This window comes from Streptomyces sp. NPDC002328 (genome assembly GCF_042890065.1).
GTDB lineage: Bacteria > Actinomycetota > Actinomycetes > Streptomycetales > Streptomycetaceae > Streptomyces.
This window is the reverse complement of sequence record NZ_JBIARQ010000030.1, coordinates 53,245-65,318: the sequence shown is the minus strand read 5'-3', so window position 1 is coordinate 65,318 and position 12,074 is coordinate 53,245. Positions and strand designations below refer to the sequence as shown.

Here is a 12,074-nt window from a genome sequence, read left to right as displayed (position 1 = left end):
CGAGGGGACTCGGCGCGAGGCGACTCGGCGCGAGGCGACTCGGCGCGAGGCGACTCGGCGCGAGGCGACTCGGCGCGAGGCGACTCGGCGCGAGGCGACTCGGCGCGAGGCGACTCGGCGCGAGGCGACTCGGCGCGAGGCGACTCGGCGCGAGGGGACTCGGCGCGAGGGGACTCGGCGCGAGGGGACGTGGGCGAGGCGGCCGGTGCCGGGAGTCGTCCGGCGTGGACGACGTCGCTCATCCCCTACGCCTACCCCCTCCTCGATGAGCGCTCCGGCTACCCCGCGGGCATCCGGGACCCGGAGTGGCAGGACATGGTGCTGCGCGCGGCCGGCGATCCGGCGGCGCTGGAGGAGGCGCTGACGCGGGCGGCCGTCCGGGTGTGCGCGGAGCTGCGCGGGCTCGGGCACCCGTCGGGCCCCGCCGACGCCCGGGAGATCACCCGGCTCGCCTCCGACCTCGCCCGGCTGCGCGGACTGCCCGCCGCGGGCCGGGGCGAGCTGGTCGAGGCGGTGCAGACGGTCCTCACGCAGGGTGAGCCGTACGGGCGGGGGCGGGCCGTGGCGCGGGCCATGGAGCGGGTCCTCGTCGGCAGCCGCACCGGGCGGCCCGCGCCGGGCGCTCCCCGCAGCGGTCTCGCCCCGGCTGTCGAGAGCGAGGCGGCGGCGCTGGGGCTGCCCGGTCCGGCGGAGAGCGGCCCGGGGAAGGCGCGTGATCTGCGCCTGGACCCGCTGCGGTCCGACCTCGACCGCCGCCGCGAGCTGCTGCTGCGCCGGCTGACGGTGTGCGGGGTGCCGTACGGGGAGGTCAGGGAGGTCGTCGGCGCGGGCGGCGCGGAGGCGCTCACCTCGCGTTGGGAGGTGCGCTGGACGCCCGCGACGGCCGCGATGCTGATGGCGGCCGGGGTGCGCGGGGTGACCCCGGCGCAGGCCGCCGAGGGCGTGCTGCGCGAGCGGCGGCGCGCGGAGCGGGACGAGGGCGGGCCGACGGCCGCGCAGGCGCTGGAAGGGCTCGCGGGGGCGGCGGAGTGCGCACTGACCGCGCTCACGGACGAACGCCTCGACGACGTCGCCGACGTACTGCCCCCGGCCGGTACCCTGCCCGAAATCCTCGCCGGACTGGCCCTGCTGGACCGGCTGCGGGCCGGTCACATCGCCGGGCTCGACCTCGACGAGGCGCGCACGGTCCGGGTGTCCGGCGCGGCCGAGCTGCTGACCGCCGCCGCGGTACGGCAGTTGGACGGCCTGACCGGCTCCGAGGATCCGGCCGACGCCCACGCCCTGCTCGAACTGGCCCAGCCGGCCGACCGGTTGGGCGGCATCCGGCTCACGGACGCCCTCGCCCGGCTGGCCGCCGACGGCTCCCCGTTGATGCGCGGCGCGGCGGGGGCCGTCCGCGTGCTCCTCGGGCACGAGGACGCCTGGGTCTTCGGCGACCGGGTGGCCTCCTGGGTCGACGGGGCCGTCGACCCCGACGCGCGCTCCGCGCTGACCGCCCGCCTCACCGGGCTGCTGACCGCCGCGGGCCCGCTGCTGGAGTCGGCCGTGCCCGCGCTGGAGCCCCTGCTCGACCGGGTCGCGGAGCTGGCGGACCGGGACTTCCTCGACCGGCTCCCCGCCCTGCGGGGCGGTTTCGACACGCTGAGCCCGGCGGCCCGCGACCGGCTCCTCGGGGCCGTCGAGGAACGCCTCGGCGGCACGCGTGTGACCGACACGGAGGGGGTCGACCCGGCGGCGCTGGCCGCGTGGACACGGGCGGACCTCGCGGCCCGCGAAAGCCTGCGCGCGGTGGGGCTGTTGCCGGGGCCGGGTGGGATGGCCGCGGGGCGCGCGACCGGGGCGAGCACGGACGTGAGCAGGCCGGGCGCGGAGGTAAGCAGGGCGGGCGCGGAGGCGAGCGGGGCGGATACACAGGTTTCTCCCGGGACCGGCACCGACGTCGCCGCCGCCCCGGTCGCCGAGCGTCTCCTCGCCCCCGCCGACCGCTGGCGGCTCGTCCTCGGCCGTTGCAGTGACCAACTGCCGCCTGCCGCAGCCTCGTTGGCGACCGCGCTGGACGAGTTGTACGGCAGCGGGCGCGGCGAGGGCAGCCGGGGGGACCTGACCGGCTCCGGCCTCGGCGGGGGCCGGGAGGCGTCGTATCCCGGGGTGCGGGAGTGGTCGGAGGAGCTGGCCGCGCTGTTCGGTCCGGGCATCCGGGAGGAGGTGCTGGCGGCGGCGGCCGAGTCGGGCCGCAAGGACGTGCTCACCGAGCTGGACGCGGACAGCGCGCGCCCCTCCGTGGACCTGCTGCGGACGGTGCTGCGGCACGCGGGCGGACTGCCCGAGGCCCGGCTGGCCGCGCTGCGTCCGCTCGTACGACGACTGGTGGACGCGCTGACCCGGCAGCTGGCCACCCGGCTGCGCCCCGCCCTGCACGGCACGGCCCTGCCGCGCCCCAGCCGACGGCCCGGCGGCGGCCTGGACCTGCCCCGCACCCTGCGGGCGAACCTGGTCAACGCCCGCCGCGGCCCGGACGGCACGGTCCAGGTGATCCCCGAGCACCCGGTCTTCCGCACGCGTGCCAAGCGGTCCGCCGACTGGCGGCTGATCCTGGTCACGGACGTGTCGGGGTCCATGGAGGCGTCCACGGTGTGGGCCGCGCTGACGGCCTCCGTGCTGGCCGGGGTGCCGACCCTGTCCACGCACTTCCTGGCGTTCTCCACGGAGGTCATCGATCTCACCGGGCACGTCGGCGACCCGCTGTCGCTGCTCCTCGAGGTCAGCGTGGGCGGCGGCACGCACATCGCGGCGGGGCTGCGGCACGCGCGCGAGCTGGTCACCGTTCCCTCGCGGACCCTCGTCGTGGTCGTCAGCGACTTCGAGGAGGGCTATCCGCTGGGCGGACTGCTGGCCGAGGTGCGCGCGTTGGTCGGGTCGGGCTGTCATGTCCTGGGCTGCGCGAGCCTCGACGACACGGGCCGCCCGCGCTACTCGACGGGCGTCGCGGGCCGGCTCGTCGCCGCGGGCATGCCCGTCGCCGCCCTCAGCCCGCTCGAACTCGCCCGCTGGGTAGGGGAGAAGATCCAATGAACCCGGACCTGCCTCCGGTCGCCCCGTCCGTCACCGCCGATCTCGTCGGGGCGCTGTCGCCGCGGCTGCGCAAGCGGCTGGACGCCGGCGTCGCCAAGCTCGCGGCGCGTCCGGTCGTCCGCGAGGGCGACACCGTACGGATCGCGGTCGACGACGACACCGATCTCACCCTGCACGCGCCGGGCGGGACGGTGACCGGCGCGGACGCCGTCCGCTGCGGGTGCCTGCTCGCCCCGGACTGTCTGCACCGCGCCGCCGCGGCCTCGGCGGCTCCGGTGGCGGAGGACGGTCCGGCCGCGGCCCCCGACGACGAGGCGGACGCCCCGCAGTACGCGGCGGACCCGACGCGGGAGAAGGGCGGCACACCCCAGGACGACGGCGGCACACCCCGGGACGGCGGCGGCACTCCGGGGCCCGAGACCGTCACGCCCGCCCAACACACCGCCGCCCGCGCCGTGTTCGACGCGGCTGCCGCCGTGCTCGACGCCGGTACGGACGGCGCCGGCGCCGTCGTCCAGGCAGAGCTGCTGCGCGCCGCGCACTCCGCGCGCCTCGCGGGACTCCCCCGGGCCTCCGCCGCGGCGGTCGCCGTGGTCACCGGGGTGCGCGCGGCCCGCTCCGCCGACCCCGCCTACCGGCTCGCCGACCTGGCGGACGCGGTGCGGGACGTCCTGGCCGTCGCCCACCGGCTGCCGGCGGCCACCGGGGCGGACCTGGCCGAACTGCGCGGCACCGCGCGGCAGCCGTACCGCCCGGACGGCTCGCTGCGCCTGTACGGGCTGTTCTCCGAGGCCGTCCTCACGGCGACCGGGTACGCGGGCGCGGTGACCTGGACGGCTGACGCCGACGGCCGCCTGTACACGGTGTCCGACGTGGCGCCGGGCGGTCCCGGACGGGCGACCGGCGCCGCGGACCGGGCCGTACGGATCGGCGACACCGCCCTGACGCACCGTGAGCTGTCGCGGGCGGGCCTCGCCGTGTCCGGCGCGACCGTCTCCCCGACAGGCCGGCTCGGCGCGGGGGCGGGGGTGCGGGCGGTCCGTGCGTCGGGCGCGTCCTGGCACGACGGGCCGACGGCCCGGCTGTGGAAGGTTCCCGTCGCCGAGCAGATCGCCCGCGCCCTCAGCGGCGGACGGGGCGGGCAGGGCGGGCGAGGCGCTCACGGGGGTCACGATCTGCTGTTCCTCGACGTGACCGTCACGGGCACGGTCCGGGAGGCGACGGGCGACTGCGTGCTGGCCGTCTGCGAGGGGCTCACGCTGCGGCTGGCCGCGGCCCACGACGACCCGGCCCTGCCCCACCGCGACAACCTGCGCCTCCTCTCCGCCGCCCGGGGCGGCCGGCTGCGGATCGTCGCCCGGCTGGCTCCGGGACCGCTCCCTCGCGCCCTGCTGCTCGCCGCCGAGCACCCCGCCGATCCGGCCGCCCGGGTGGACCTCGGCCTGGACCGCCTCCAGCACGCGGACCTGCCCACGCCGACCGACCCCGCCCCGACGACCCCGAGGACCCCGACGACCCCCACGGTCCCAGCAGTCCCAGCGTTTCCGGCGGTCCCGGTGCCCGTCGTGGACGAGGCGCCCCTGCACCTCCTGCGCCGCCGCGTGCACCAGACGGTCTCCGGCGGACGCCGGGTGCTGGCCTTCCCCGGCAGCGGCGCGGGCGGCGACAGCGGCCGGCTGCGCCGTCTCGGCCTCGCCACGGCGGGCGACCTCCTCGACGAGCTGCACGCCGCCGCAGCGGACCGCTCGCGCGACGCGTTCGGCCGGCTGCTCCCGGCGGACACGGACCGCTTCGCGCGCGCCTGGCTCGCCTCCGCCGTCTACACGCGGGAGGTGGAGCGGGCGCTGTGCGCGGGGGCGTGGAGCAGTCCCGGTGCCGTCGTCGTATAGGACACGATCTGACCTACACGGCTCCTAATGTGGTGCTTGTCCACGGAACACCACCGACGGAAGCCGGAGACGACGATGAACGCGACTCAGCCCCTCGACGCCCCCCACACCACCACCGGCGAGCGCGCCGACCTGCTGGCGTCCCTGACCCGGCACCGGGACTTCCTGCGCCTGACGACCCGAGACCTCACCGACGAGCAGGCCGGGCGGCAGACCACCGTCAGCGAGCTGTGTCTCGGCGGCCTCGTCAAGCACGTGTCCTCGGTCGAGCGGAAGTGGGTGGACTTCATCCTGGAGGGCCCGTCGGCGATGGGAAACTCCGACGACATGACCGAGGCCGACTGGGCCCGGCGCGCCGACGAGTTCCGGATGCTGCCGGACGAGACGCTGGCCGGCGTGCTGAAGGAGTACGACGAGGTGGCCCGTCGTACGGACGAGCTGGTCGCCGCGCTCCCGGACCTGGACGCGGCTCACCCGCTGCCGACCGCCCCCTGGTTCGAGCCCGGCGCCGAGTGGTCCGCCCGCCGCGTGCTGCTGCACATCATCGCCGAGACCTCCCAGCACGCCGGCCACGCCGACATCATCCGGGAGGCCCTGGACGGCGCGAAGAGCATGGGCTGAGAACACCCGGGCGTAAATCGGCTGACAGGGCGAACCGGCGGGCGCTAGGCTCCCCCGCGATGACCATTCACTCTGTCAGCAGATCGGGGGTCTCGTCCGCGCAAGGTGAGTGCTGATGCTCACTCAGACCGCGAACGGGGATCCCCGCCTCAGTTTCTGGCTGCGCGTGCGCGAGTTCGCCGTGCCGCCCTCCATGATCGAAACCGCGACCGCCCGACGTCATGTCGGGGACTGGGCGGGCGCCTGCGCCGCCGCGGGCGTCGACATCGATCTGCAATGGCGTTCCGTGGCCCGCACGCACGGCCGGGAGACCGCCGCCCGGCTCCGCGCCGACCTGCGGCACCTCGCACCCGACCTGCTGCGCTGGCACATGCCGAGGATCGCTCCCGACGGGCTCCTGCGCCCCGGCCTGACGCTCACCCTGGCCCGGTACGACGTCGACACCGACGACGAGGCCGCCGGGCGGGACAGGGCGGGGCGCGGCCGGGCGGGCCCGTTGCACCTCGTGGCGCGCACCCCGCCGGCCTGGGCGGACGCCGGTCAGCGGATCAGCCTCGCGCTGTGGGACGGGGCCGGCCACACGGTCGGCGTCGGCCGCCATCCGCGTCCCCGTCCGCACCGGCGGTACCGCCTCGACCTGCATCGCCACCTGTGGGACGCGCGCAGGACGGACGAGCTGCGGGACCGCTCGGGCGCGGGTGCGGACCCGCCGCTCGTCGACGCCGGTGCGCCACCGGAGCCACTGGATCTCCCCGACCTCCCGCAGGGGTCTCGCCGCGCCGTCGGCCGGTGGGCCGACGAGGCGGGGATCCTGCTCCGCGCCGAGGGGCGGCCCAGTGGCACCGGGTCCGTCGTGGTGCGGTTCGGGGCGCGGCAGCGGCTGCTCCTCGAGCTGGTCGCGGACGGTGTCGAGCCTCCCGTCCTGCGGGTCGCGGCCACCGGCAAGGGCACTGTCGACTCCCGGCTGCCGGTCCTGCCCGACGCGGCGACCTGGGAGCCGCCCGATCTGGAGCTGCTGCGCACCGGGGCGATCGAACCCGGCCGACTGCATCCGCTCGTCGCCTCGGCACTGGCGCCGGGGTACGGTCCGCCGCCCGGGTCGCGCCGGTCACCGGACCGGGCGGGAGAACCGCGTCTCGTGGACTGCCGGGGTGCCGCGCACCGGATCGGCCTCGTCGACGGGATGCTCGCCCCGCTGGATCACGGCCCCGACGAGCTCCGGCGGGAGGAGTTGCTGGTCGCGCTGACCGGCACCCCGCTCCCCTGTCTCCAGGCCATCAACGAGGCGCACCGCCGCCCGGACTGTCTCACCGGCGTCCGCGAACGGCTCGACCACGGTGACATCGCCGGTGCGCTGGCCGTCGTCGAGGGCCTGCTCGGTCCCGACGCGGTGCTGCGCGGCGGCCCGCTGCGGGACGAGTTGGAGGCCGCCGCGCAGCGGCGGATCACCTACGGGCTGTACCGGGCGGGCCTGTCGGATCCCGGGCCTTCCCGCTCCCGCAAGGGGGACCGCGGCGATCGCCGTGCCAACGGCTCTTCAGGCAGCGGTCGTTCACGTCATGGCCGGGCAAACCGTCGCTCCGGCCTCTTCTACTGACCCGGCGTCTCGCCGTCCCACACCACCAGCCACGAACCCGAAGGTGATCACGTATGCCCACACGCGCCCCGCTCGCCATGCCCGCACACACCCCGCTCGCCGTGCCGGCCGCCCGGCCCGTCGACGTCCCCTCCGACCCCACGCCCTCCGACCCCACGTCCTCCGCCGCCCCGCCCTCCGCCGCCACGCCCTCGCCCTCCTCCGAGGCCTCCCAACTCATGGTCGCCGACGCACTGTTGGGGCTTCTGCGCGACTCCGCCACCGAACCGCGTCCCGACGACCAGCTCGAAGCGCTCACGCTCGCCGTGGCGGCCGACCTGCCGGTCCTGCTCTGGGGTGAGCCGGGCATCGGCAAGACCGCCGCCCTCACCCAGCTCGCCGCGTCCCTGGACCTGCCGTTGACCACGGTGATCGCGAGCGTGCACGAGCCGTCCGACTTCTCGGGGCTGCCCGTCGTCGGGGACGACCCCGCGGAGCAGGGCGTCCCCATGGCCCCGCCGGACTGGGCCGTACGGCTCGTGCGCGCCGGGCGGGGGCTGCTGTTCCTGGACGAGCTGTCCACCGCGCCGCCCGCCGTCCAGGCCGCCCTGCTGCGGCTGGTGCTCGAACGCCGGATCGGCTCCCTGCGGCTGCCGCCCGGGGTGAGGATCGTGGCCGCCGCCAACCCGCGCTCCTCGGCTGCCGACGGCTGGGAGCTGAGCCCGCCGCTGGCCAACCGGTTCGTCCATGTGCGGTGGGCCCACGACCCCGACGTCGTGGTGCGCGGGCTCGGCGGGACCTGGCCCCGGGCGACCCTGCCCCGGCTCGACCCCGGGAAGCTGCCGGACGCCGTGGACTTCGCGCGGCGCGCGGTGTGCGGGCTCCTGACCGCCCGCCCGACCCTGGTGCACCGGCTGCCCGACAGCGAGACCCGGCGAGGCGGCGCCTGGCCGTCGCCGCGCAGCTGGGAGATGGTCATGACCCTGGTCGCCTTCGCCACCGCGGCCGGTTCCTCCCGGGAGGTCCTCTCCCTGCTGGCGAGGGGAGCCGTGGGCGACGGGCCGGGGCTGGAACTGCTGGCGAGCCTGGACCGGATGGACCTGCCCGACCCCGAGACGCTGCTCGCCGACCCGGCGAACGCCGAGCTGCCCGAGCGGGGCGATCTGCGGCAGGCCGCGCTCGACGGTGTGGTGGACGCCGTCCGCAAGCGCCCGGACGAGTCCCGCTGGGACGCGGCGTGGGCGCTGCTCGTACGGGCGGTGGAGACGGGGGCCCCGGACCTGGTCGTCGTCCCCGCGACCACGCTGGCCTCCCTGCGCCAGGGCGACTGGAACGTCCCCGAGTCGATCGAACGGCTCGCCGGGGTGGTGACCATGTCCCGGCGGGCGGACGAGGCGGCCACCCGCACGACGACCCGCGCCGCGGCAGCCGCGAAGGCCGGCCGATGAGCACGGAGACGCGGGACCCGGTGAGCCCGAGGGCACGAGCAGGCGCCGGCTCGGAGCCACCGGGAGCGCTCGACCTCGACAAGCTCTTCGCCGCCCGACTGCACGCCGCCCGGGTGCGGCCGTACCTCGCGACGGCGCTGTTCGCCCTGCACGCGGTGGAGTCGCGGCAGGTGCCCACGATGGCCGTCGACCGGTACTGGCGGTGCTATGTCTCGCCGGCGTTCGTGGACCGCATGCCCGTGGAGGAGCTGGCCGGGGTGTGGGTGCACGAGGTGTCGCACCTGCTGCGCGACCATCACGGGCGCAGCGACCGGGTCGCGCGGCAACGCGGGCTGACCTCCCCGGGCGATCGTCTGCGGATGAACATCGCCGCGGACTTCGAGATCAACGACGACGTGTTCGGCGACGGGCTGCTCCGGCCCGAGGGCGCCGCCCGGCCCGAGTCCCTCGGTCTGGCGCGCGGGCAGCTGATGGAGGACTACCTGCGTCAGTTCCGGCTCGGGCCGCATCTTCAGGACCTCGCCTGGCTGGACTGCGGCAGCGGCGCGGACGGACGCGAGCGGGGGTGGGAGCTGGGTCCGGACGGGGCGCACGGTCTCAGCGAGCAGCAGCGGGACGCCGTCCGCTTCCGGGTGGCGCAGGGCATCGCGGGCCGCCCCGGCAAGACGCCGGAGGGGTGGCGGCGGTGGGCCGAGGAGGCGTTCCATCCGCCGCAGCCGTGGCGGGAGTTGCTGGGCGCGGCCGTCCGCTCGGCGGCGTCCGCGCCGGGTGCGGGCGAGGACTACTCCTACGGCCGGCCGTCGCGCCGTTCCGCCGCCGTGCCCGGCGCGGTCCTGCCGAGCCTGCGGCGCAGACCGCCCCATGTCTCGGTGATCATCGACACCTCGGGGTCGGTCAGCGACTCCGAGCTGGGCAGCGCGCTGCTGGAGGTCGCCGCGATCTCCCGTGCCGTGGGCGGCCGTCGCGACCTGGTCTCCGTACTGCCGTGCGACGCGTCGGCGCGGATGGTGCACCCGCTGTGCCGGGGCGAGGGGATTCCGCTGGTGGGCGGCGGCGGCACGGATCTGCGCACGGGGTTCGCCAGGGCGTTGCGGGTGCGGCCCCGCCCGGACGTCATCGTGGCGCTGACCGACGGGCAGACCCCCTGGCCGAAAGCGCAACCGCCGTGCCGGACGGTGGTGGGCCTGTTCCCCCGGCCGCTGTCGGCCGGGTCATGGGACGAGGACGATCCCGACTACGTCCCGGACCGGCCGCCGGCGTGGGCGCGGGTGGTGGAGATCGGCGGGTGATCGGCCGGGCGTCGGCACGGGCGGCGGGTGATCGGCCGGGGGCCTCCCGAAGGCTCCGTGACCGCGCAGGTTGTTTGGGCCCCAACGATAGGGGCGGGTGGAGCCCCGGACAAGGCGTTTCGCCGTTCTGTGACCCGAGGGGCGAGGGCCGGTGACGTACCGGGCCGGGGCCGCGGGTCGGTATTTGCACGGATGGCGGGCGGGCGCGCCGAGGTCTTTCCTGTTCGGCACAGCCGGACGCCCGCCGCCCTGGCGGTCCGCCTTCCCTGGGAGCCTGGACCGACCTCTGCTCGATCTGGATCCACATGCGATCACGGAGGCTCAGGTGGAGCTGACGGTGTGCGACGGGCGGGTGGTGCACGAGCGCTGAGGAGCCCAGCGCGGCAGGTGGCGCGGGCGGGAAGGATCGCGCGGGCGGCGCACGCAAGGGTGATCACCGGGGCTCGCCCCACCGTCGGGGGTGGAGCCAGCCCCACCCCCGGTCCGGTGGCCCGCTCCCTCGTGCCCGCGGACAGATCACGGCATCGTTCAACTCGGCCGCCAGAAAGCCGGGTTGAAGCTCCGGTGAAGCTCGGCCCGGATCCCCTGGATCCGCCAGAGGCCAGAGCCCCGCCGGAAGGAAACCACCATGGAAGAGTCGCGTCGGCCGAAGCCGGGGCCGCTCTCGTCGTTCGTGCGGTTCGTGGTCTGCGGCGGCGGGATCGGGCTGCTCTCCGGCGCGGCCGTGCCGCTGCTGGCCACGGTGATGCCGTTCGCCCTGGCGAACGCGGTGATCACGGTCGCCTCGACCCTCCTGTGCACCGAGCTGCACGCCCTCTTCACCTTCGGCACCGGCCGCCGCCCCGGCCGCCGCGAGCACCTCCAGTCGGCCGGCTCGGCCACGGCCGCCTACCTGGTGACCTGCGCCGCGACGGCCGTCCTGCACACCGTCCAGCCGTCCCCCGGTCTGCTCGCCCAACAGACGGTGTACCTCGGCGCGTCCGCCCTGGCCGGCACGGCCCGCTTCCTGGTCCTGCGCCTGTACGTCTTCACCGCCGAGGCCGCCCCCCGGCCCGCCGTCTTCCCCGCCGTCTCCGCCACCGTCTCCCCCGCCGTCTCCCCCACTGTCTTCCCCTCCGTCTTCCCCGTGGGGTGGACGCGGGGGCGGTCGGGCGGGACATCCTGGTTCTTGACGACGTCCACAGCGCACGGTGCGCCATGGCGGGAGGAGCGTCTTGACCAGCGTCGACGTACACCAGCATCTGTGGGGCAGATCCTTCGTGGCGGCACTGCGGGCCCGCGAGGAGCCGCCCTTCCTGGACGGCTGGACCCTGCACCTCGCCGGTGAAGCGCCCTACCGGGTCCCTCCCGCCGACCACGACGTCGTCCGGCGCGCGGACCTCGCCGCCGGCGACGGACTCGGCCGGGCCCTCGTGTCGCTGTCCTCCCCGCTCGGCGTCGAGTGGCTCCCCGCCGACCAGGCACGACCCCTCCTCGACGCCTACCACGAGGACGCGGCGGGACTGCCGGAACCGTTCGGGGCGTGGGCCGCCGCCTGCGTCCGGGACGTCGACGCCGGGGCGGCGGCAGCCGCGCTCGACCTGGGCTTCGCCGGTCTCCAGCTCCCGGCCGACGCCCTTGCCGACGCGGCCGGTTACGCGCGCTGCGCCCCGCTGCTCGACCTGCTCGAAGAACGCGACCTCCCCCTGTTCCTCCACCCCGGGCCCGCGGCGGGCGGATCCGAGGGGCCGGGCTGGTGGCCCGCGATGGTCCCCTACGTCCACCAGATGCACGCCGCCTGGTTCGCCTTCCGCGCCTTCGGACGGCCACGCCATCCACGGCTGCGGGTCTGCTTCGCGCTCCTCGCGGGGCTGGCCCCGCTGCACGGGGAGCGCTTCGCCGCCCGGGGCGACGGGAGCCTCGCCGGAGTGGACCCGGACATGTACGTCGAGACGTCCTCGTACGGCCCGACCGGCGTCGAGGCGACAGTGCGCGCCCTGGGCGTCAACGCCGTCGTCCAGGGCTCGGACCGGCCGTACGCGAGTCCACCGGAGCACCCGGGCTTCGGCCTGGGCGGGCCCGCGGCGTACGCCTTCCGCGTCAGCAATCCCCGACGACTGCTCACGGGAAAGGAGTGAACACCGTGCACGCGAGCCGTACGGCGGTCGCGGTTGTGGCGGCCGTTGTGGTGTGTGCGGCC

6 protein-coding genes and 2 pseudogenes are annotated in these 12,074 nt (G+C 76.4%); all 8 read left to right on the top strand.

All coding sequences use genetic code 11. The features are described from left to right. Positions 1 to 198: 198 nt before the first annotated feature. Positions 199 to 3,072, top strand: a pseudogene (locus tag ACFYX4_RS38635) (DUF5682 family protein); the annotation flags it as partial. Beyond that, a complete protein-coding gene (locus ACFYX4_RS38630) occupies positions 3,069 to 4,961 on the top strand; it encodes a hypothetical protein (protein ID WP_389344192.1) in 1,893 nt (630 codons plus the stop codon). The pseudogene ACFYX4_RS38635 and the gene ACFYX4_RS38630, both read left to right, overlap by 4 nt. Before the next feature lie 75 nt (positions 4,962 to 5,036). Further along, entirely contained in the window at positions 5,037 to 5,582 is a 546-nt protein-coding gene (locus tag ACFYX4_RS38625) for a DinB family protein (protein WP_389344190.1), read from the top strand. A 115-nt stretch (positions 5,583 to 5,697) separates the two neighbouring features. Beyond that, on the top strand, positions 5,698 to 7,179 hold the full coding sequence (locus ACFYX4_RS38620; RefSeq protein ID WP_389344188.1) for a hypothetical protein: 1,482 nt from the start codon (positions 5,698 to 5,700) through the stop codon (positions 7,177 to 7,179). A 218-nt stretch (positions 7,180 to 7,397) separates the two neighbouring features. Then, a complete protein-coding gene (locus ACFYX4_RS38615) occupies positions 7,398 to 8,606 on the top strand; it encodes an AAA family ATPase (protein WP_389344198.1) in 1,209 nt (402 codons plus the stop codon). After that, positions 8,603 to 9,895 (top strand): VWA-like domain-containing protein, encoded by a 1,293-nt coding sequence (locus tag ACFYX4_RS38610; RefSeq protein ID WP_389344186.1) that lies wholly within the window; start codon positions 8,603 to 8,605, stop codon positions 9,893 to 9,895. The genes ACFYX4_RS38615 and ACFYX4_RS38610 overlap by 4 nt, the downstream gene beginning before the upstream one ends. A gap of 628 nt (positions 9,896 to 10,523) precedes the next feature. Further along, positions 10,524 to 10,926: pseudogene (locus ACFYX4_RS38605) on the top strand (GtrA family protein); the annotation flags it as partial. A 183-nt stretch (positions 10,927 to 11,109) separates the two neighbouring features. Beyond that, a complete protein-coding gene (locus ACFYX4_RS38600) occupies positions 11,110 to 12,012 on the top strand; it encodes an amidohydrolase (protein ID WP_389344184.1) in 903 nt (300 codons plus the stop codon). Positions 12,013 to 12,074 lie beyond the last annotated feature (62 nt).